The 21,610-nt window shown below is 72.9% G+C and carries 17 protein-coding genes, 1 pseudogene and 2 riboswitches; of the genes and pseudogenes, 7 read left to right on the top strand and 11 right to left on the bottom strand.

What is annotated here, in order from left to right:
• Positions 1–88: 88 nt before the first annotated feature.
• Positions 89–1,039, top strand: a pseudogene (locus AB0917_RS09355) (molybdopterin-dependent oxidoreductase); the annotation flags it as partial.
• Positions 1,040–1,072: 33 nt separating this feature from the next.
• Here the strand turns inward: AB0917_RS09355 and AB0917_RS09350 are convergent.
• From AB0917_RS09350 to AB0917_RS09335, 4 genes are all read right to left on the bottom strand, one after another.
• Positions 1,073–2,137 (bottom strand): biotin/lipoate A/B protein ligase family protein, encoded by a 1,065-nt coding sequence (locus AB0917_RS09350; protein ID WP_366818895.1) that lies wholly within the window; start codon positions 2,135–2,137, stop codon positions 1,073–1,075.
• 95 nt (positions 2,138–2,232) lie between these two features.
• On the bottom strand, positions 2,233–3,393 hold the full coding sequence (locus tag AB0917_RS09345) for a bifunctional 2-methylcitrate synthase/citrate synthase (RefSeq protein WP_366818894.1): 1,161 nt from the start codon (positions 3,391–3,393) through the stop codon (positions 2,233–2,235).
• A gap of 109 nt (positions 3,394–3,502) precedes the next feature.
• Positions 3,503–4,408, bottom strand: coding sequence for a methylisocitrate lyase (gene prpB / locus AB0917_RS09340; protein WP_366818893.1), 906 nt, complete (start codon positions 4,406–4,408; stop codon positions 3,503–3,505).
• Positions 4,408–5,928: an MmgE/PrpD family protein gene (locus tag AB0917_RS09335; RefSeq protein WP_366818892.1), complete on the bottom strand. Its 1,521-nt coding sequence runs from the start codon at positions 5,926–5,928 to the stop codon at positions 4,408–4,410. Before AB0917_RS09335 ends, prpB begins: the two co-directional genes overlap by 1 nt.
• Before the next feature lie 194 nt (positions 5,929–6,122).
• Here AB0917_RS09335 and AB0917_RS09330 point away from each other — a divergent pair, with 194 nt between their 5' ends.
• Entirely contained in the window at positions 6,123–7,580 is a 1,458-nt protein-coding gene (locus AB0917_RS09330; RefSeq protein WP_366818891.1) for a short-chain fatty acyl-CoA regulator family protein, read from the top strand.
• Between the two features lie 33 nt (positions 7,581–7,613).
• Here AB0917_RS09330 and AB0917_RS09325 read toward each other — a convergent pair whose 3' ends face one another.
• From AB0917_RS09325 to AB0917_RS09305, 5 genes are all read right to left on the bottom strand, one after another.
• Positions 7,614–8,375, bottom strand: a complete 762-nt coding sequence (locus AB0917_RS09325) for an enoyl-CoA hydratase (RefSeq protein ID WP_366818899.1) — start codon at positions 8,373–8,375, stop codon at positions 7,614–7,616.
• Between the two features lie 80 nt (positions 8,376–8,455).
• Entirely contained in the window at positions 8,456–9,388 is a 933-nt protein-coding gene (mmsB, locus tag AB0917_RS09320; RefSeq protein ID WP_366818890.1) for a 3-hydroxyisobutyrate dehydrogenase, read from the bottom strand.
• On the bottom strand, positions 9,385–10,452 hold the full coding sequence (locus tag AB0917_RS09315; RefSeq protein ID WP_366818889.1) for an enoyl-CoA hydratase/isomerase family protein: 1,068 nt from the start codon (positions 10,450–10,452) through the stop codon (positions 9,385–9,387). Before AB0917_RS09315 ends, mmsB begins: the two co-directional genes overlap by 4 nt.
• Entirely contained in the window at positions 10,449–11,603 is a 1,155-nt protein-coding gene (locus tag AB0917_RS09310; RefSeq protein ID WP_366818888.1) for an acyl-CoA dehydrogenase family protein, read from the bottom strand. The genes AB0917_RS09315 and AB0917_RS09310 overlap by 4 nt, the downstream gene beginning before the upstream one ends.
• Positions 11,600–13,102 (bottom strand): CoA-acylating methylmalonate-semialdehyde dehydrogenase, encoded by a 1,503-nt coding sequence (locus AB0917_RS09305; protein WP_366818887.1) that lies wholly within the window; start codon positions 13,100–13,102, stop codon positions 11,600–11,602. Before AB0917_RS09305 ends, AB0917_RS09310 begins: the two co-directional genes overlap by 4 nt.
• A 223-nt stretch (positions 13,103–13,325) precedes the next feature.
• Positions 13,326–13,505: riboswitch (cobalamin riboswitch) on the bottom strand.
• Between the two features lie 116 nt (positions 13,506–13,621).
• Here AB0917_RS09305 and cobF point away from each other — a divergent pair.
• On the top strand, positions 13,622–14,446 hold the full coding sequence (cobF, locus tag AB0917_RS09300) for a precorrin-6A synthase (deacetylating) (protein ID WP_366818886.1): 825 nt from the start codon (positions 13,622–13,624) through the stop codon (positions 14,444–14,446).
• Here cobF and AB0917_RS09295 read toward each other — a convergent pair.
• Both AB0917_RS09295 and AB0917_RS09290 read right to left on the bottom strand, forming a co-directional pair.
• Entirely contained in the window at positions 14,434–14,823 is a 390-nt protein-coding gene (locus AB0917_RS09295) for a VOC family protein (protein ID WP_366818885.1), read from the bottom strand. The genes cobF and AB0917_RS09295 overlap by 13 nt on opposite strands.
• A 144-nt stretch (positions 14,824–14,967) precedes the next feature.
• Positions 14,968–15,165, bottom strand: coding sequence for a hypothetical protein (locus tag AB0917_RS09290; protein ID WP_366818884.1), 198 nt, complete (start codon positions 15,163–15,165; stop codon positions 14,968–14,970).
• Between the two features lie 411 nt (positions 15,166–15,576).
• Positions 15,577–15,792, top strand: a riboswitch (cobalamin riboswitch).
• Between the two features lie 160 nt (positions 15,793–15,952).
• Here AB0917_RS09290 and metE point away from each other — a divergent pair.
• The 4 genes from metE to AB0917_RS09270 all read left to right on the top strand — a co-directional run bounded on the left by metE (position 15,953) and on the right by AB0917_RS09270 (position 21,553).
• A complete protein-coding gene (gene metE / locus AB0917_RS09285; RefSeq protein ID WP_366818883.1) occupies positions 15,953–18,277 on the top strand; it encodes a 5-methyltetrahydropteroyltriglutamate--homocysteine S-methyltransferase in 2,325 nt (774 codons plus the stop codon).
• Between the two features lie 201 nt (positions 18,278–18,478).
• On the top strand, positions 18,479–18,619 hold the full coding sequence (locus tag AB0917_RS09280) for a hypothetical protein (RefSeq protein ID WP_366818882.1): 141 nt from the start codon (positions 18,479–18,481) through the stop codon (positions 18,617–18,619).
• A complete protein-coding gene (locus tag AB0917_RS09275) occupies positions 18,616–20,130 on the top strand; it encodes an aminotransferase class V-fold PLP-dependent enzyme (protein ID WP_366818881.1) in 1,515 nt (504 codons plus the stop codon). The genes AB0917_RS09280 and AB0917_RS09275 overlap by 4 nt, the downstream gene beginning before the upstream one ends.
• A gap of 37 nt (positions 20,131–20,167) precedes the next feature.
• Complete coding sequence (locus AB0917_RS09270) at positions 20,168–21,553, top strand: SidA/IucD/PvdA family monooxygenase (protein ID WP_366818880.1); 1,386 nt, start codon at positions 20,168–20,170, stop codon at positions 21,551–21,553.
• The last annotated feature ends 57 nt before the right edge of the window (positions 21,554–21,610 follow it).

Genomic DNA, 21,610 nt, shown 5'->3' with positions numbered 1-21,610 from the left:
GTTCGATGCGTGATGCCGAGGTGATTGCTGCGGCGGACGAAGCCGGCATCGCGATGGTGTTCACCGGCATGCGCCACTTCCGTCACTGCCGGCCTCGCCCGCGCGGCCGGTCCCGGCCGGGGCGCGGCTCCGGGTGCCCGGCCTCGCCCCGTTCACCACCCCCAACGACGCGTTCTACCGGGTGGACACCGCCCTGGTGGTCCCCAAGGTCGACGCGGACACCTGGCGGCTGCGCATCCACGGCAAGGGCGTACGCCGGGAGCTGGAGTTCACCTACCGGGAGCTGCTGGACCGCCCGCTGATCGAACGCGACATCACCCTCGCCTGCGTCTCCAACGAGGTCGGCGGCCCCTACGTCGGCCACGCCAGGTGGATCGGCGTACGCCTGGCCGACCTGCTGAAGGAGGCGGGCGTCAGGCCGCCGTCCCGGGGCGGCGAGGCCGACCAGATCGTCGCCCGCTCGGTGGACGGCATGACGCTCGGCACCCCCGTCGAGGACGTCATGGACGGCCGGGACGCGATGCTCGCCGTCGGCATGAACGGCGAGCCGCTGCCCTTCGTCCACGGCTTCCCCGTACGCATGCTCGTGCCCGGCCTGTACGGGTACGTCTCGGCCTGCAAGTGGATCGAGGACATCGAGCTCACCACCTTCGACGCCTACGACCCGTACTGGGTGAAGCGCACCTGGGCCCGCAAGGCCCCGATCAAGACGCAGTCCCGGATCGACACCCCCAAGCCCTTCGGGCGCCCCGAGGCCGGCACGGTCATGGTGGCCGGGGTGGCCTGGGCCCAGCACCGGGGGATCGAGAAGGTCGAGGTCCGCGTCGACGACGGCCCCTGGCGCCCGGCCCAACTGGCCGAGCAGAACACCGTCGACACCTGGCGCCAGTGGTCCTACCCCTGGAAGGCCACCCCCGGCGGCCACACGCTCACCGTCCGTGCCACCGACGGGACGGGCGAGGTGCAGACCGAGGAGCGCACCAAGACCGTCCCGGACGGTGCCAGTGGCCGGCACTCCGTCGTGGTCACCGTCGACTGAGCACCACGAGGGCGATGCGCCGGCGGCCCCTTGCTACGGCACCCGGGCCGTCCACTCCGGCGTGGCGAACTTCGTCCGTACGAGTTCCTCGGCGCGAGCCAGCTCGGCATCGGTGACGCTGCCCACGGCGAGTCCGTGGCGCCTGCGGAAGGAGTCGATCATCCGCTCGATGACGGCCTGGCGGGGCAGCCCGGTCTGCCGCCGCAGCGGGTCGACGCGCTTCTTCGCCGACCGGGTGCCCTTGTCCGACATCTTCTCCTTGCCGATGCGGAGCACCTCCAGCATCTTGTCGGCGTCGATGTCGTAGGCCATGGTCACGTGGTGCAGCACCGCCCCCGGCCCGCCGTCCGGCCCCACCATCCGCTTCTGGGCCGCCCCGGCGATCTTGCCGACCTCGGTGGCGATGTCGTTGAGCGGCTGGTACCAGGCCTTGATGCCCATGTCCGCCAGGGCTTCGAGGACCCAGTCGTCCAGATAGGCGTAGCTGTCGGCGAAGGAGAGCCCCAACACCAGGGACTGCGGTACGGCCAGCGAGTAGGTGATGGTGGAGCTCGGCTCGGCGAACATCGCGCCGCCGCCGGAGATCCGGCGTACGACGTTCACGCCGTGCCGCTCCACACCCGCCGGGTCGACCTCGTTGCGCAGCGACTGGAAGCTGCCGATGATCACGGCGGGGGAGTCCCACTCCCAGACCCGCAGCGTCGGCGGACGCAGCCCCGCCGCGACCTCGGCGGTGATCACCTCGTCCAGCGCCATGTGCAGCGCGGGCGACTGCGGGGCCTCGTGGATCAGCTGCCAGTCGTAGTCGCTCCACTCCGTGGCCTGCGCCAGCGCCCGGCGTACGGCGATGGCGACGCCCTCCGCGCTCAGCCCGAGCATCACCGTGGAGTCCGGCAGCGCCGCCTCGATCCGGGCCGCCAGCCCGGCCGTGTCGGTGTTGGCCGGAGCGCCCTCCAGGGCCGCGTCGATCGCGAGGATCGCCTCGTCGGGTTCGAGGAAGAAGTCCCCGGCGACGCGGACGTTCCGCAGCGCCCCGCCCTCCACATCCAGGTCCACCACGACCAGCTTGCCGCCGGGAACCTTGTACTCACCGTGCACAGCGCCGCCTCCAGCTCCAGTTTCCTCGCTCCGGCTCGGTGATGAACCGGACACAACCGGCTACAACGCGCGCGGGAGCGCCGATCATCCCTCGTTCACGCGCCGGTGTGCGCGGGGACCGCGCGCCGGCCGGGCCCGTTGTAGACGCCGAGCGGGCGGATCAGCGCGTTGTGTTCGAGCTGCTCGCTGATGTGCGCGGTCCACCCGGTGATCCGGCTCATCACGAAGATCGGGGTGAAGGCCGCGGTGTCGAACCCCATCAGGTGGTACGCGAGCCCGGCCGGATAGTCCAGGTTGGGGTGGATGCCCTTGCGGCTGACCACGGCGTGGCGGAGCGCGGCGTGCAGGGTCGCCAGCCGGGTCACGTCCGGGTCGCCCGCGCGCGCCACCAGCCGGTCGGTGGCCTCCTGCATGATCGGGACACGGGAGTCGCCGTGCCGGTAGACCCGGTGGCCGAAGCCCATGATCTTCCGCTTGGCGGCCAGCGCCTCCTCCAGCCACCGCTCGGCCCGGTCCGGGTCGCCGATCTCGTCGAGCATGTGCATCACGGCCTCGTTGGCGCCGCCGTGCAGCGGTCCCTTCAGCGCTCCGATCGCCGCCGTCACCGCGCTGTAGAGGTCGGAGAGGGTGGAGGTGACGACCCGGGCGGTGAAGGTCGAGGCGTTGAAGCTGTGTTCGGCGTAGAGGATCAGCGAGACCTCGAAGCAGCGCACCACCTCGGGGTCCGGCACGCTCCCGAAGCACATGTGGAAGAAGTTCTCCGCATAGCCGAGCGACGGATCGGGCGCCACGGGCGCGAGCCCGTGCCGCCGCCGGTGGTCGGCGGCCACGACGACCGGCAGCCGGGCCAGCAGAGCGAGCGACTTGGCGTGGTGGGCGGCGGTGCTGCCGTCCTCCTCGGTCGGGTCCTCGGAGCCGAAGAGGCTCACCGCGGTCCGCAGCACGTCCATCGGGTGGCAGGTCTCCGGCAGCCGGGCCAGCAGCTCCGCCGTCGTGCGGCCCAGCGGCCGCAGCGCCCGCTCACGCGCCTCGAAGGCGCGCAGCTCGGCCGCGTCGGGCAGCTCGCCGTACCGGAGCAGGTACGCGACCTCCTCGAAGGAGCAGCGGGCTGCCAGGTCCTGGACCGGATAGCCGCGGTAGGTGAGGGAGTTGGTCTCCTGGATGACGGTGGAGATGGCGGTGGTGTCGACGGCGACGCCGGCGAGACCGCGATGGATCTCGGGGGTCGCGGCGGGTGCGGGCACGGCAGTGGTCATGGCGGGCCTCCGGGCATGCGAAGAGGAAGGGGGAGGGATGGCGTGGGGTGAAGGGGGTGCCCGGCCGGGGCGGGTGCCGGCCGGGCGGGCGGCTCACGTCCGCGGAGGCTCAGGCGCCGGGCGGCAGCGTGAAGTCGAAGACCGCCGAGTCGAACGCGCCGTACTCCCCGTATCCGAGCACCTCGTACAGCCGTGAGCGCGTCTGCATCCGGGGGAGCAGGGCCCGCTGGGTGCCGTCGGCGGCCAGCGTGCGCAGCCCGTCCTCCACCGCGCCCATCGCGAGGCGGAAGAGGGTGACGGGGTAGAGGGCGATGTTGTAGCCGAGGTTCTCCAGGGTCGCCGCGTCCAGCAGCGGCCCCTTGCCGAACTCGGTCATGTTCGCCAGCAGCGGCACGTCGAGGGCGGCCCGGAACGCCTCGAACTCACCCTCGTCCGCGAGCGCTTCGGGGAAGACGGCGTCCGCACCCGCGTCCACGTAGGCCTTCGCGCGGTCGATCGCCGCCGCCAGCCCCTCCGGGCCCCGGGCGTCCGTACGGGCCGTCAGAAGGAAGTCCCCGTCGCGGCGGGCGTCGGCCGCGGCCCGCACCTTGCGGACCATCTCCGCGCGCCCCACGAGCGTCTTGCCGTCCAGATGGCCGCAGCGCTTGGGGTTGACCTGGTCCTCCAGGTGCAGCCCCGCGAGCCCCGCGTCCTCCATCAACTGGACCGTGCGCGCCGCGTTCATGGGCTCGCCGAAACCGGTGTCCGCGTCGATCAGGGCGGGCAGATCCGTGACCCGGGCGATCTGCTGGGCCCGCGCCGCGATCTCGGTCGACGAGGTCAACCCGAGGTCGGGGAGGGCCAGTTCGGCGGCGAGGACCGCCCCCGACAGATAGACCGCCTCGAACCCGGCCTCCTGGATCAGCCGCGCCGAGTACGGGTTGATCGCGCCCGGCATCCGCAACAGCCCCCCGGAGGCCAGCTGTTCACGGAAGGCGCGGCGGCGATCGGCGGGTGTGGTGCGGGTGTGCAGCATCAGAACAGCCCCTTCGGGAGCCCGGCGTCGAAGGCGGCGACCGCTTTCGTGTCCACGACCGGGAAGAGCGCGTCCAGCCCGTTTGCCGGCAGCTCGGCCAGACCCTCGGCCGCCGCCAGGAACCGGTCCTGGTCCCCGGCGGCGACGATGCCCTCCGTCAGTGTGCGGAACTTGGCGGTGTACCCCCTACGGTCGAACGGGCGGGCCCCCGCCGGGTGCGCGTCGGCCACCGCCAGCTCGTCCTCGATCACCGTGCCGTCCACCAGCGTCACCACCGCCCGGCCGCCGAAGGCCCGCCGCTCGGGGTCCGGGTCGTGGTAGCGCCGGGTCCACTCCGAGTCCTCCACCGTGGAGATCCGCTGCCACAGCTCGACCGTCCCCGGCCGCTGCGCCCGCTCGGGGGCGTAGGACCGCTCGTGGTGCCAACTGCCGTCCTCCAGCGCCACCGCGAAGATGTACGGCACCGAGTGGTCCAGCGTCTCCCGGCTCGCCGTCGGGTCGTACTTCTGCGGGTCGCCCGAACCGGAGCCGATCACCTGGTGGGTGTGGTGGCTGGTGTGCAGGACGATCGAGCGGATCTTCTCCGTCGGGCCCGTCCGCTCCCGCAGCCGCCGCGCCAGATCGATCACCGCCTGCGCCTGGTACTCGGCGGAGTGCTCCTTCGTGTACGTGTCCAGGATCGCGCGCCGCGCCTCGCCCGGCTCCGGCAGCCCCACCGTGTACGCCGCGTCCGGGCCGTCCAGCATCCGGGCGAGGAACCCGTCCTCCCCCTCGTAGACCGGCGAGGGCGACCCCTCGCCGCGCATCGCCCGGTCCACCGCCTCGATCGCCGCCTTGCCCGCGAACGCCGGGGCGAACGCCTTCCAGCTGGAGATCTCACCCTTGCGGGACTGCCGGGTCGCCGTCGTCGTGTGCACGGCCTGCTGGACCGCCTGGTACGTGGTCTCCGTGTCCAGCCCCAGCAGCGCGCCGAGCCCGCACGCGGTGGCGGCGCTCAGGTGGGCCACATGGTCGATGCGGTGCTCGTGCAGGCAGATGGCCCGCACCAGCGCCACATGGATCTCGTACGCGGCGACGATCCCGCGCAGCAGCTCGGCGCCGTCGCGCCCGGTGTGCTGGGCCACGGCGAGCAGCGGCGGGATGTTGTCGCCCGGGTGCGAGTAGTCCGCCGCCAGGAACGTGTCGTGGAAGTCCAGCTCCCGTACGGCCGTGCCGTTGGCCCAGGCCGCCCACTCGGGGGAGACCCGCACACCGGGGGAGGCGCCGAAGAGGGCCGCGCCCGGGGCGCCGGGGTGGGCCAGTGCCTGGCTGCGGGCGACGGCGACCGGGCGGCGCAGCAGCGACGCCACGGCGACGGAGGCGTTGTCGACGACCCGGTTGACGGCCATCGCGGCCGCCTGCGGGTCGAGCTCGGGGGCGTCCTGGGTGCCGGTGGCGACGGCCGCCAGCTTCCAGGCGAGCTGCTCCTGACGGGGCAGCCGGTCGGCGCTGGGGTGGACGCGGACGTGGTGGTCGATCACGGGGCTCCTCGCGGCGGTGGCGGTGCGGTACGAGAGGAGCATTCCCCGCCACGGCCCCCGGTGCGACCGGTCCACTGTGCACAATCCGTACCCCGCTGAGCTGCGAAACTGCGAATCCTGCGAAAGATGCGGATGCTACTTTCGCAGCAGACGTCACCGCACAGGACCCGGGCGGGGGAGAGGGGCTGCGATCCATGGGACGGCCTGCCGGACGCAAGATCTACGCCCACGCCAAGCTGCGGCGGCTGCGCCGCGAGCACGGGATGAACCAGGTGGAGCTGGCCCGCGCGCTCGGCCTGTCCACCAGCTACCTCAACCAGATCGAGCACAGCCGCCGGCCGCTGACCGCCCCGGTGCTGCTGCGGATCGCGGAGGTCTTCGGCGTCGACCCGGAGTTCTTCTCCGAGGCCGACGAGGAACGGCTCGCCACCGACCTGCGCGCCGCCCTCGGCGACGAGGCGTGCGGGGCCCCGGTCCCCCTGGAGGAGGCGGCCGACGTGGCCCGCGACCACCCGGAGGTGGCCCGCGCCCTGGTCGCCCTGCACCACCGCTACCGGGAGGCCGCCGAACGGGTCGCCGCCCTCGCCCCGCCGCAGGACGGCGAGAGTCTGCTCACCGCCGAACCTCACGACGAGGTACGGGACTTCTTCTACGCCCACCACAACCACTTCGGCGCACTCGACGCGGTGGCCGAACGTACCGCGACGGACCTCGGCGCGGGCTCGGCGGGCCGTACCGCCGACGCGCTCAGGGAACGCCTCGCCGCCCGCCACGGCATCACCGTCGTGGTGACCGCCCCCGAACGGGCCGCCGACGCCCGCCGGTTCGACCCCGACAGCGGCCTCCTGCTGATCTCGCCCCGGCTCAACGAGGCCCAGCGCGCCTTCCAGCTGGCCACCCAACTCGCCCTGCTGGAGCACGGATCGCTGCTCGACACCCTGGTCGCCGGCGGTGAACTCGCCTCCGGGCAGGCCGCCGGTCTGGCCCGCATCGGCCTCGCCAACTACTTCGCCGGCGCCCTGCTCATGCCGTACGCCGCCTTCCACCGCGCCGCCGAGGAGCTGCGCTACGACATCGAACTCCTCCAGGCCCGCTTCGGCGTCGGCTTCGAGACGGTCTGCCACCGCCTCAGCACCCTCCAGCGCCCCGGCGGCCGGGGCGTGCCCTTCTCGTTCCTGCGTGTCGACCGGGCGGGCAACATCTCCAAACGGCAGTCCGCCAGCGACTTCCACTTCTCCCGGCTCGGCGGCACCTGCCCGCTCTGGACGGTCTACGAAGCGTTCTCCGCGCCCGGCCGCATCCTCACCCAGGTCGCCGAAATGCCGGACGGCAAGCGGTACTTCTGGGTGGCCAGGACCGTGACGCGCGGCGGATTCGGGCACCGCGCGCCCAGGGCCGACTTCGCCGTCGCGCTCGGCTGCGAACTGCGCCACGCCCACCGCCTGGTGTACGCCGAGGGCATGGCCCTGGACGCGCCCGGCTCCGCGACACCCATCGGGCTCGGCTGCCGGATCTGCGAACGGCGGGACTGCGCCCAGCGGGCCCGGCCTCCGGCCGGGGGCCGGCTGGCCGTCGACCCCGACCGGCGCACCCATGTGCCGTATCCGGTGGTCGCCGACGGCTCGGCCGCGCCGGACGAGCGCCCCTCGTAGTGGCCCGCGGCGGGTGGACCGCGCTCACGGAGGTCAGCGGTGCGTGAACTCCGCGGGCCGCTTCTCGGTGAACGCCTTCATGCCCTCCTTCTGGTCGGCCGTCGCGAACACCGCGTGGAACAGGCGGCGTTCGAAGCGGACGCCCTCGGCGAGGGTGGTCTCGAAGGCGCGGTTCACCGCCTCCTTCGCCATCATCGCGACGGGCGCCGACATGCCGGAGACGGTGTCCGCGACCGCGAGCGCCTCCGCCAGCAGGTCCGCGTCCGGGACGATCCGGGAGACGAGACCGGCCCGCTCGGCCTCCTCGGCGTCCATGTTCCGGCCGGTCAGGCAGAGGTCCATCGCCTTGGCCTTGCCGACCGCCCGGGTCAGCCGCTGGGAGCCGCCGATGCCGGGGATCACCCCGAGCCGGATCTCCGGCTGCCCGAAGACGGCCGTGTCCGAGGCGATCACCAGATCGCACAGCATGGCCAACTCGCAGCCGCCGCCCAGGGCGTAGCCCCGTACGGCGGCGATCGTCGGCGTACGGAGCTGACCGAGCCGGTCCCAGGCGGTGAACCAGTCGCTGAGGTACATGTCCATGTAGCTCTGCGGCTGCATCTCCTTGATGTCCGCCCCCGCCGCGAACGCCTTCGCCCCGCTGCCGGTGATGACGATGCAGCCGACGTCCGGGTCCCGGTCCAGCGCCTCGGTCGCCTCGACGGTCTCGCGCATGACGTCCAGGCTCAGCGCGTTGAGCGCCTTGGGCCGGTTCAGGGTGAGCAGGGCGGTACGGCCCCGGCGCTCGACCAGGATGGTTTCGTAGGGGCCCGGGGTGGACGCGCTCTCGTTCCCGCCGCTCTTGCCCGAGCCGTTCTCGGTCTCACTGTTCTCGCTCACGTGGTGGCGCCCTTCTGCGTATCGGTGGTGCTCGGTGAAGCCGCCCGGATGGCGCGGACGATTCCCGAGAAGTCCTGGTCCGCCCCGGCGCCCTCGGCGAACCGTGCGTACAACTCGGCCGCACGCAGACCCAGTTCGGCATCGATGCCGCCCGCGCGCAGGGCGTTGGCGGCCAGGGAGAGGTCCTTCGCCATCAGCGGTGCGGCGAAGCCGGGGCGGTAGTCGCGGTTGGCCGGGCTGGTGGGGACCGGGCCGGGGACGGGGCAGTTGACGGTGAGCGCCCAGCACTGGCCGGAGGCCGCCGACGCCACGTCGTACAGGGCCTGGTCGGAGAGGCCGAGGCTCTCGGCGAGCACGAACGCCTCGCTGACGGCGATCATGGAGACGCCGAGGATCATGTTGTTGCAGATCTTCGCCGCCTGCCCGGCACCGCCCGCCCCGCAGTGCACCGCCTTTTTGCCCATCACGGACAGCAGCGGCTCGGCCCGCGCGAACGCGGACTCCTCGCCCCCGGCCATGAAGGTCAGCGTGCCCGCCTCCGCGCCCACCACCCCGCCGGAGACCGGGGCGTCCAGCGAGCGGTGACCGGCCGCCGCGGCCGCCGCGTGGGCGGCGCGGGAGTCGGCCACGTCGATGGTCGAGCAGTCGACGAACAGGGTCCCCGGGCGGGCCGCCGCGAGCAGCCCCTGCTCCCCGTAGAGCGAGAGGACATGGCGTCCGGCGGGCAGCATGGTGATCACCACATCGGCCACCGCGGCGGCGTCGGCGGCGGACCCCGCCCGCTCCACCCCGCTCGCCACGGCGGTCGCCAGACAGGTTTCCACCAGGTCGTGGCCGAGCACCCGGTGCCCGGCCCGCACCAGGTTGGCGGCCATCGGGCCGCCCATGTGGCCCAGGCCGATGAACGCGACGGTCGTGGTGGTGGTCACCAGGGCACCTCCTGCGGTGAGTCGTCCGCGGCGAGGGAGAGCCCCTCGTCGCCGGTCGGAGCGAAGTAGCGGGCCACGTCCGCGTCGGTGACCTCCACGAGCGTGCCGGGCGACCAACGAGGTGTCCGGTCCTTGTCGATCACCTGGGCCCGGATGCCCTCCACCAGGTCGGGGGAGGCCAGGGCCGCGTACGAGACGCGGTACTCCTGCTCCAGCACCCGCTCCAGCGGACCGAGTTCGCGCGCCCGGCGGAGCGCGGCGAGGGTGACCTTGAGCGCGGTGGGCGAGCGCCCGAGGATCGCCTCGGCCGCCTCACCGGCCGCCGGGGCGCCGGAGGCGAGCAGCCGCTCCACGATCTCCTCGACCGTGTCGGCCGCGTAACAGTGGTCGATCCAGGCGCGGTCGGCCTCCAGTACCCCCGCAGGCGGCTCCTGGACGTGGCGGCCCAGCACGGAGGCCGGCGGCTCGGTCCGCAGCCCGGCGAGGAACGCGGGCAGGTCGTCCACCGGTACGAAGTGGTCGGCCAGCCCGCACAGCAGGGCGTCCCGGGCCCCCACCACCGCACCCGTCAGAGCGAGATGGGTGCCCAGCTCGCCGGGGGCCAGCGCCAGCAGATACGTGCCGCCGACATCCGGCACGAAACCGATCCCGGTCTCCGGCATGGCCACCTTGGACCGCTCGGTGACGATCCGGACACTGCCGTGCGCCGAGACGCCGACTCCGCCGCCCATCACGATGCCGTCCATGACCGCCACGTACGGCTTCGGATAGCGGGCGATCGCGGCGTTGAGCCGGTACTCGTCGCGCCAGAACGCGGCCGACGCCCTGCCGCCCGCGCGGGCGTCCTCGTAGATGGACCGGATGTCGCCGCCCGCGCACAGGCCGCGCTCCCCGGCCCCGGTGATGACGACGGCTCCCACCTCGGGGTCGTGCTCCCACCGCTCCAGGGCCGCCGCGATCGTCTCCACCATCGGGTGGGTGAGGGCGTTGAGCGCCCTCGGCCGGTTCAGGGTCAGCACCCCCGTACGCCCCTCGGTGCGGGCGAGCACGAGCTCCTCGCTCATCGCAGGGCTCCCGTCAGGCTCCGGGCCACAATCACGCGCATGATCTCGTTGGTCCCTTCCAGGATCTGGTGGACCCGCAGGTCCCGCACGATCTTCTCGATGCCGTACTCGGCCAGATAGCCGTAGCCGCCGTGGAGTTGGAGCGCCCGGTCCGCCACCGAGTAGCCGGTGTCGGTGGCGAAGCGCTTGGCCATCGCGCACAACTCCGGTGCCCCGCCCACCTTCCGGTCCAGCGCCTCGGCGGCCTGCCGCAACAGGGCGCGGGCGGCGGCCAGTTCGGTCGCCATGTCGGCCAGCCGGAACTGGAGCGCCTGGGAGTCCAGCAGCCGGCCGCCGAACGCCTCCCGGTCCGCGAGATGGGCCAGGGAACGGTCCAGCGCGCTCTGCGCCCCGCCCAACGAGCAGGCGGCGATGCCGAGCCGGCCGCCGTTGAGACCGTTCATCGCGATGCGGAAGCCCTCGCCCTCGGCGCCCAGGAGCCGGTCGGCCGGGACGCGGACCCCGTCCAGCACGACCTGCCGGGTGGGCTGCGCGTTCCACCCCATCTTCTTCTCGTTGGCCCCGAACGAGAGTCCCGCATCGTCCCGTTCGACGAGGAACGCGGAGATCCCGCCGGGCCCGTCCTCGCCGGTGCGGGCCAGCACGATGTAGAGGTGCGTGGCGCCCGCCCCGGAGATGAACTGCTTGGTGCCCGTCAGGACGTAGTGGTCGCCGTCGCGCACCGCACGGGTGCGCAGCGCGGCGGCGTCGGAGCCGGCGCCCGGTTCGGTCAGGCAGTAACTGCCCAGCTGCTCCATGGTGCAGAGCTCCGGCAGGTACCGGACGCGCTGGTCCTCGGAGCCGTACCGGTCGACCATCCAGGCGACCATGTTGTGGATGGAGAGATAGGCCGCCACGGACGGGCAGCCGGTGGCCAGGGCCTCGAAGACGAGGACCCCGTCCGAGCGGGACAGCTCCGAGCCGCCCACATCCTCCCGTACGTACACGCCTCCCAGGCCGAGCCCCGCCGCCTTCCGCAGGACGTCGACGGGGAAGTGCTTGTCCTGGTCCCAGGCCACGGCGTGCGGGGTCAGGTGCTCCTGGGCGAAGTCGAGTGTCGTCTCGACGACCGCGAGCTGGTCGTCGCTGAGCAGGGTGGTCACGGCGGTCACCCCATGGTCGGAATCGTGAAGCTCGCGCCGTCCCGGATCCCGGAGGCGGGCCAGCGCGAAGTGACGGTCTTGGTACGGGTGTAGAAGCGGATGGCGTCCGGTCCGTGCTGGTTGAGGTCGCCGAAGCCGGACCGCTTCCAGCCGCCGAAGGTGTGGTACGCCACCGGGACCGGGATCGGCACGTTGACGCCGACCATGCCGGTGTCGACCCGCCGGGTGAAGTCGCGCGCGATGTCGCCGTCCCGGGTGAAGAGGGCGACGCCGTTGCCGTACGGGTGCTCCGAGGGCAGCCGCAGCGCCTCCTCGTAGTCCGCCGCGCGGACCACACAGACGACCGGGCCGAAGATCTCCTCCTGGTAGACCCGCATGTCCGGGGTGACCCGGTCGAAGAGCGTGGCGCCCGCGAAGAACCCCTCCTCATGGCCCTCCAGCGTGAAGTCCCGCCCGTCGACGACCAGTTCGGCACCCTCCTCGACGCCGAGGTCGACATAGCCGCGCACCCGGTCCACCGCGTCGCGCCCCACCAGCGGCCCGAAGTCGGCGTCGGGGTCGTCCGAGCGGCCGATCCGCAGCTCGGCGATCCGCTCGGTGAGCTTGGCCACCAGCGCGTCGGCGGTGTCCTCACCGACCGGGACGGCGACCGAGATCGCCATGCACCGCTCACCCGCCGAGCCGTAACCGGCGCCGATCAGCGCGTCCACCGCCTGGTCCAGGTCGGCGTCCGGCATCACGATCATGTGGTTCTTCGCCCCGCCGAAACACTGCGCCCGCTTGCCGTGGGCGGCGGCCGTGGCGTAGATGTGCGCGGCGATCGGCGTCGAGCCGACGAAGCCGAGCGCCTTGACGCGCGGGTCCTCCAGCAGGGTGTCCACGGCCTCCTTGCCGCCGTTGACGACATTGAGGACCCCGGGCGGCAGCCCCGCCTCCAGGAAGAGTTCGGCCAGCCGCAGCGGCACCGACGGGTCCCGCTCCGAGGGCTTGAGGATGAAGGCGTTTCCGCAGGCCAGAGCGGGTGCGGCCTTCCACAGGGGGATCATCGCCGGGAAGTTGAACGGGGTGATGCCCGCCACCACTCCCAGCGGCCGGCGCAGCGAGTGGACGTCGATCCCGGAGCCCGCGTTGTCGCTGAACTCGCCCTTCAGCAGGTGCGGGACACCGGCGGCGAACTCCACCACGTCCAGCCCGCGCGCGATGTCGCCGTGCGCGTCGGCCACGGTCTTGCCGTGCTCGGAGGAGAGCAGCCGGGCCAGGGAGTCCTTCTCCTTCTCGACCAGCTGGAGGAAGCGCAGCAGGACGCGGGCCCGGCGCTGCGGGTTCCACTCGCCCCATTCGAGCTGGGCCTCGGCGGCGTCGGCGATGGCCGCCTCGGTCTCGGACCGGCCGGCCAGCGGCACCCGGGCCTGGATGCGGCCGGTGTTGGGGTCGTAGACGTCGCCGTAGGTGCCCGAGGTGCCGGGTGTGTGCTTGCCGCCGATGAAATGGGTGAGTTCGCGGACCATGGAAGCCTGCTCTCGTCGGTGAGATCGTCAGGAGAGAACCGGGGATGGCGCACAGCTCCCACCGGCACACGCACCGGTCGGGTGCGCGTGGTCGCGGAAGGGCCTGCCGTCGGGGACGCGAAGGGCGGGGGCCGTCAGGGGGCGGGGAGAACCGCTCGCCGGGACGGGCCTGCGGGGCCGTGGGTGCGGACCGGTGCCATGCGTGTCTGCTCCATCCTCGTGGAAACACGGAACATCCCGCGGCCGGTATCCTGACTCCCGGATCAGCGCGCGTCCTCATGCCTTCCCGACGGCGCCTGCACCGTCAGTGGCGTGTCCTGCGAGGACGAACTCCCCGGTCACAGTGGCGGGACCGCGCCGGATTCGCACCGGCTTCCCTGACACCACGGGCCTTGAGGGTGCCCGGCTCCACGCCGGCCACCCCGCTGCTCACGAACATATAGTTGGACGTCCTAGTAAGTCCACCCCACCTCGCCCCCGGCGCGATTCCCGGCACCGCTCCTGGCATGATCGGCCGACATGAGCGACGCACCACGCCACATCCTCGTCATCGGCATGGGAGCCGGCGACCCCGACCACCTGACCCTCGCCGCGGTGAAGGCGATGCGCAGGGCGCAGGTCTTCTTCGTGCTCGGCAAGGGCCGGGAGAAGGAGTCCCTGACCCGGCTGCGGCGCGACATCCTGGCCGAGCACCTCACCGGCCCCTACCGGGTCGTGGAGGCCGAGGACCCCTGGCGGGACCGCACCCAGGGCGACCGGGGGCGCTACACGTCGGCGGTGCACGACTGGCGCCACCGCCGCGCCGACATCTGCGAACGCCTGATCACCGAGGAGCTGGCGCCGGGGGAGTGCGGGGCCTTCCTGGTGTGGGGCGACCCGTCCCTGTACGACAGCACGCTGGCGATCCTGGAGGACATCCGGGCCCGGGGCACGGTGGAATTCGGCCATGAGGTGGTCCCCGGGATCAGCAGCGTCTCCGCGCTCGCCGCCCGCCACCGCACCTCCCTCAACCAGGTCGGCCGCCCCGTCCACATCACCCCCGGCAGGCGGCTCGCCGAGGGGTTCCCGGACGACGACGGCGACATCGTGGTGATGCTCGACGGCCACGAGACCTTCACCCATCTGACGGGCAGGGGGCTGTGGATCTACTGGGGTGCCTACATCGGCACCCCGGACGAGCTCCTGGTCTCCGGACCGCTCGACGAGGTCGCCGAGCGGATCGGCCGGGTGCGCGCCGAGGCCCGCGAACGGCACGGCTGGATCATGGACACGTATCTGCTGCGCCGCCCGGCGGCCGATACGGAGGGCCCGGAGGCCACGGGCGGCGCGGGTCAGTCGAGGTAGTGGGCGCGGCCCCGCTCGTCCATGCCCACGGACCCCTCGGGGATGACGCAGAACTCATTGCCCTCGGGGTCGGCCATCACCAGGAACCCGCCGTCGGCGTACTCCTCCAGCCGGCGCCCGCCCAGCGCCTCGACCCGCTGCTGCTCGGCGGCCGGATCGGGTGAGCTGATGTCGACGTGCACGCGGTTCTTGCCCGGCCTGGGCTCACCGGCCCGCTGGAAGCCCAGGCCCTGGCCGTTCTCCCGCCGCAGCCAGACGTAGGGACCGGTGCGGTCCACGACCGGCCTGCCGAGCAGCTCGGACCAGAAGGCGGCCAGCCGCTCGGGATCGGCGGCGTCGACGACCAGGGCGTTGATCCGCGGGGGTGTGTCAGTCATGCCCCGATTGTCCCTCGGGCGGCCGGCAGCCGCCCGCTCCGCGGCTGATGGGCCCCGGCCCGTGAGCGGGGCCCGGACAGGAGGCGGCGGGTCGCGTCGAGGCGCGGGCGGCCGCCGCACCTCGTCGCCGGACCCGGCCGGAGGTCAGCTCCGGGACTCGTGCGCCCGGATCACTCCGAGCCCGTGCCCGAGGGTCGGGCACTCGGCGGTGAGGTCGTTGCCCCGCACCAGATAGTCGTGCACCCGCCCGTCGGCGGGCCGCTCGACGGCCCGGTACAGCGTGCCGTTCACGGTGATCGTCCAGTCGTCGCCGTCCTGGGCCCACCCGACTGTCTTCTTCATATGGCGCTTCCCTCGCTCGTCGCCGCCGCGGGTCGGCGGCCGTGTATTGGCAAGAAGAACGGCCTGTGGCGCTCTGTGGTTCCGGTCCGCCTACGCCATTCGGTTACATCTGAGTCACTGGCTCCGCACAGTCGAGGTCAGCGACCTGACCGGCAGTCAGGGAGCGGGTGGCGAACGGCCGAACGGATGAGGAAGGCCTGTGGTCGCCGGCCGAGGCGGAGCTGCACGGCTGGGGCGGCGCTCCTCGTCCTCGCGGCGCTCGCGCTGCTCCCCGCGGCGTTGCTGCCGGGCCGGCCGCACCGCGCCGGAACGCCCGGGGAACGGCCGGACGTGACCCGGAGGGGAGGCGCCCGTGTCTCAGATCACCGTCCGAAGTCTGAACAACGGTGTGCGCCGGGTGGTCGTCCCCTTAGGCTGACCGGTGCAACTGGTTCGCCCTGCCCGCCAGGCAGGGTGCCGTAAGAGGGAACCCGGTGGGAATCCGGGACTGCCCCGCAGCGGTGAGTGGGAACGACCGCCGTCATACGCACTGGGCCCGGCCGGGTCTGGGAAGCGACGGCCAGTAGGTGTCTGCCCCGGCAGACGTGCCCGCGAGTCCGAAGACCTGCCCGTTGCCCGCACGCGACCGATCGCGTGCGGAGTTCCCGGTGACCTCGTGGGCGGGTCGGCGTAACCGTCGGGTGGACGGACACGGTCAACGTGTCGGTTCTCCACCCGATACGTCACCCCTTCGCGTCCGCGTCCCGTCCCGGGATCAGCTGGAGACATGCTCGCGAAGGAGAGTCACGTGACAGCGAAGCCCGCAGCCGCGGCAGCACGGGCCACCGTGTACGGCTACCCCCGCCAGGGTCAGAACCGTGAACTGAAGAAGGCCATCGAGGGCTACTGGAAGGGCCGCGTCGACGCGGACACCCTCCGGCAGACCGCCGCCGAACTGCGCCGGGGAACCTGGCAGCAGCTCGCCGAGGCCGGAGTCCACGAGGTGCCGACCGGTGATTTCTCGTACTACGACCACGTCTTGGACACCAGTGTCATGGTCGGCGCTGTCCCCGAGCGGCACCGCGAGGCGGTCCGCACCGACGCCCTCGACGGCTACTTCGCCATGGCCCGCGGTACGCAGGACGTGGCCCCGCTCGAGATGACCAAGTGGTTCGACACCAACTACCACTACCTGGTGCCCGAGTTGGGCCCGGACACGGTGTTCACCGCCGACTCCTCCAAGCAGGTCGCCGAGTTCGGGGAAGCCCTCGCGCTGGGCCACACCCCGCGCCCGGTGCTGGTCGGCCCGATCACCTACCTCCTGCTCGCCAAGGCGGCCCCCGGTGTGGCCGCCGACTTCGAGCCGCTGACCCTGCTGGACCGGCTCCTGCCGGTGTACGCCGAGGTCCTCGCCGACCTCCGGGCCGCCGGCGCCGAATGGGTGCAGCTCGACGAGCCCGCCCTCGTCCAGGACCGCACCCCGGCCGAGCTGAACGCCGCCGCCCGCGCCTACCGCGAGCTCGGCTCCCTCACCGACCGGTCCAAGCTGCTGGTCGCCTCGTACTTCGGGCGGCTCGGCGAGGCGCTGCCGGTGCTCGCCAAGTCCCCGGTCGAGGGGCTCGCGCTGGACTTCACCGAGTCGGGCGCCGCCAACCTGGCCGACCTCGCCGCGGCGGGCGGACTGCCCGGCAAGCGCCTGGTCGCGGGCGTCGTCAACGGCCGCAACATCTGGATCAACGACTACGAGAAGTCGCTCGCCACCCTCGGCACGCTCCTCGGCCTCGCCGACCACGTCGACGTCTCCGCCTCCAGCTCCCTCCTGCACGTCCCGCTGGACGCCGGGGCCGAGCGGGACATCGACCCGCAGATCGCCCGCTGGCTCGCCTTCGCCAAGCAGAAGACGGAGGAGATCGTCGTCCTGGCGCGCGGTCTGTCCGGCGGCACCGAGGCCATCACCGCCGAACTCGCCGCCAACCGGGCCGACCTGGCCTCCCGTACCGACGCCGTCATCACCCGCGACCCGGCCGTCCGGGCCCGTACCGCGGCGATCACCGACGCCGACGGCCGCCGCTCCCAGCCGTACGCCGAGCGCACGGTCGCCCAGCGAGCCCACCTCGGGCTGCCGCTGCTGCCGACGACCACGATCGGCTCGTTCCCGCAGACCACCGAACTCCGCACCGCCCGCGCCGACCTGAGGGCGGGCCGGATCGACGAGGCCGGGTACGAGGAGCGCATCAAGGACGAGATCCGCGAGGTCCTCTCCTTCCAGGAGAAGGCCGGACTCGACGTCCTGGTCCACGGCGAGCCCGAACGCAACGACATGGTGCAGTACTTCGCCGAGCAGCTCACCGGCTACCTGGCCACGCAGCACGGCTGGGTCCAGTCCTACGGCACGCGTTACGTCCGGCCGCCGGTCCTGGCCGGCGACATCTCGCGCCCCGAGCCGATGACGGTGCGCTGGACGGCGTACGCGCAGTCGCTGACCGAGCGCCCCGTCAAGGGCATGCTCACCGGTCCGGTCACCATGCTCGCCTGGTCCTTCGTCCGTGACGACCAGCCGCTCGGCGAGACCGCCCGCCAGGTGGCCCTCGCCCTGCGCGACGAGGTGAACGACCTGGAGGCGAACGGTACTTCGGTGATCCAGGTCGACGAGCCCGCGCTGCGCGAGACGCTGCCGCTGCGGGCCGCCGAGCACGCCGCGTACCTGGAGTGGGCGACGGAGTCCTTCCGCCTGGCCACCGCCGGGGTACGGCCGGACACCCAGATCCACACCCACATGTGCTACGCGGAGTTCGGCGACATCGTCCAGGCCATCGACGACCTCGACGCCGACGTCATCAGCCTGGAGGCCGCCCGCTCCCACATGCAGGTCGCCCGCGAACTGGCCGTCCACGGCTACCCCCGTGAGGCCGGACCGGGCGTCTACGACATCCACTCCCCGCGCATCCCGAGCACCGAGGAGGCAGCGGCCCTGCTGCGCAAGGGACTTGAGGCCATCCCGGCCGAGCGGCTGTGGGTGAACCCCGACTGCGGCCTGAAGACCCGGGGCTGGCCCGAGACCCGGACCTCCCTGGAGAACCTGGTCGCCGCCGCGCGGGAGATCCGCGCGGAGCTGCCCACCGAAACGGCATGACCCGACCCGGTGCATGATCCGACCCGGTGCGGGGGCGGCCACCACCGCCCCCGCACCGGGTCGCCCGGCGCCGTACGCCGCCCGGTTCGGCCCCCGACTGCGTTCGGCCGAACGGCAGTTCGGCGCCCATCGATCGGACCGTGTGCGTGAGGGCATTCCTCCGCGCGGGCGGAGTTAGGTTAGCCTAACCGGCGAACCCCGGTGGTGGATCTTCCCCTGGCCGGGGTCGCCCTGCGCGCGGGCATCACCGTCGCCCGCCGTGCACTCCGACCGAAGGGCTTCGCCATGCCGCGCTCCAAGGGGCCGCTGTCCGCCGAACTCCCCCCGGGGCGTGCGGTGTGAGCGCCGGTACGGGAGACCTCCTCGCGGGCGGCGTACCCGGCCCCGGCCACCTGCGCACCCTGACCGCCCTCGTCCTGGACACTCTGGAGAGCGCCGCCCGGACCCGGGGCGGGCCGCTGCCCGCCGGGGGACCGGACGCCGTGGCCCGGCGGACCACCGACCTGTGCGCCCCGGTGCTGCCCGAGGAGGGCGTCGGTGCCGAGGCCGCGCTCGGGGACCTGGTGCGCGCGGTCGCCGAGGGGGCCGCCGACCCGGCCGACCCCGCCTGCGTCGCCCATCTGCACTGCCCGCCGCTGGCCGTGGCGGTCGCCGCCGACCTGGCGGGGGCGGCCCTCAACCCGTCGATGGACTCCTGGGACCAGGCGCCCGCCGCCGGCGTCATCGAGGATCTGACCACGGCCGCACTGGCCCGGCTCGTCCACCCGGACGCCCCCGCGCCCGACGCCCTCATCACCAGCGGCGGCACCGAGTCCAACTTGGTCGCCCTGCTCCTCGCCCGCGAACGAGCGGGAGCGTCGGGGCCGTTGCGGGTGGTGACCGGTGCCAACGCCCATCACAGCGTGCACCGCGCCGCCTGGATGCTCGGCCTCCCCGCCCCGGCCGTCGTCGCCTGCCACGACGGCCGGATCGACCCCGCCGGCCTGGACCGCACCCTGTCCGGGCTCGGCGGCGGACCGGCCCTGGTCGTCGCCACCGCCGGAACCACCGACGAGGGGCGCATCGACCCGCTCCCCGAGATCGCCCGGATCGCGGACCGGCACGGCGCCGAGCTGCACGTCGACGCGGCGTACGGCGGCCCGCTGCTGTTCAGCGAGCGACTGGCGCCCCGGCTCGCCGGTCTCGACCAGGCCGTCTCCGTAACGTTCGACCTGCACAAACTCGGCTGGCAGCCGGTCGCCGCCGGGGCGCTGGCCGTCGCGGACACCGCCCTGCTCGCCCCGCTGTCCCTGCGCACCGACTACCTCAACGCCGACGACGACACCGAGGCCGGACTCCCCGACCTGCTCGGCCGCTCGATCCGTACGACCCGGCGCCCCGACGCACTGAAGATCGCGGTCACCTTCCGGGCCCTGGGCCGCCGTGGACTGGGCGAACTGGTCGAGCACTGCGTACGTACGGCGGAGGAGTTCGGCCGGGCCGTCGACGCGCACCCCGCACTGCGCCGCCGGCCCGGCGAGATCGGGATCAGCACCGTGCTGTTCCGGCCGGCGGTCGCCGACGGGCTGGAACCGGAGGCGGGGGACGCCGTCGTCGCCGAGGTCCGCCGTACGCTGCTCGTGGACGGGCGGGCCGTCCTCGGGCGGGCGGTGGCCGAGGACGGTGACGGGCGGCACCGGCTGTGGCTGAAGGCCACCCTGTTGCACCCGGAGGCCGGGGGCGCCGACCTGCTGCCGCTGCTCGACCTGGTGACGGAGGCGGCGGAGCGGGCGGCGGCCGAAGGGGGCGACGGCGTCGGCGGAGTCGGCGGGAGCGATATTGAGGTCCGGGCGACGGAAAGGCTGTCGCCATGACGTTGCCGATGCGCACGAACCTTGTGGGAGGAACCCGATGACGCCCGGACCGCGAACCCCGCCCCTCGACCTGCTCGGGGTGGGTGCGGGGCCCTTCAACCTCTCGCTCGCCGCGCTCGCCGACGGTGTGCCAGGCCTGCGCAGCGCCTTCCACGAGCAGCGCACCGCCTTCCACTGGCACCCCGGACTGCTCATCGAGGGCGCCACCCTCCAAGTCCCCTTCCTGGCCGACCTGGTGAGCCTGGTCGAGCCCACAAGCCCGTGGGGCTACCTCAATTACCTCAAGACCCGCCGCAGACTCTTCCCGTTCTACTTCGCCGAGCGCTTCCACATCCACCGCTCCGAGTTCGACAACTACCTGCGCTGGGTGAGCACCGAACTGCCCTCCACCCACTTCGGCCACCGCGTCGACGCCATCGCCTGGGACGCGGGGCAGGGCGCGTTCGCCGTCGACGTCACCCGGCTCGGTCCGGACGGCGAGACCCTCGGGGGCGGGCCGACCCATGCGCGTCACCTCGCCCTCGGCGTCGGCACCGCGCCCTACGTCCCCGAATCGCTGAGGGCCCTGGCGGCGGACCCCGTCGCCCTCGTCCTGCACTCGGCCGACTACCTCGCCCAGCGGGACCGGCTGCTCGCCGCCCGGCACGTCACCGTCGTCGGCTCGGGACAGTCGGGCGCCGAAGTCCTGCTGGACCTGCTGCGGTTGCGGCCCGAAGGCGCGGAGGGGCTCACCTGGCTCGCCCGTACCCCGGCCTTCGCGCCCATGGAGTACAGCAAGATCGGCCTGGAGCAGTTCACCCCGGACTACACCCGCTACTTCCACGGGCTCCCGCAGGCCACCCGGGACCGGCTGCTGCCCAGCCAGTGGCAGCTCTACAAGGGTGTCAGCGGGGACACGCTGGGGGACATCCACGACGAGCTGTACCGGCGCAGCCTCGGCGGCGACTGGCCCGACGTCACCCTCACCCCCGGCATCGAGGTCACCGGCGCCACCACCACGGACGGCGGCCGCATCGAACTGGCCGTCGAGCACGGCCAGCAGGAGGCCCGGGGAAGGCTCACCACCGACGCGGTCGTCCTCGCCACCGGGTACCGGGAGCGCCCCGTCGACACGCTGCTCGCCGCCCTGGACCCGTACATCGTCCGCGACGACGCCGGGCGCCCCCAGGTCGACGAGGCCCAACGACTGGTCCTCGCACCGGAGATCGAGGGATCCGTCTTCGTACAGAACGCGGAACGGCACACCCACGGGGTCGGCGCCCCCGACCTGGGCCTGGCCGCCTGGCGCTCCGCCGTCATCATCAACTCACTGACGGGCAAGGAGACTTACCCCCTCCCGGGCCGTACCGCCTTCACCACGTTCGGCCTCGGCGCGGAGCACCGCATCGGGGCGCCGGACCGTATGGCGCAGCAGCGGCGGTAACGGCGCTGGGCCGCGCGGTGTGGTCACCGTGCGGCCCAGGGCGGGGTTGGCGTGGGT

Source organism: Streptomyces sp. NPDC007346 (genome assembly GCF_040703535.1).
GTDB lineage: Bacteria > Actinomycetota > Actinomycetes > Streptomycetales > Streptomycetaceae > Streptomyces.
This window is presented reverse-complemented; position numbering and strand designations above follow the sequence as displayed.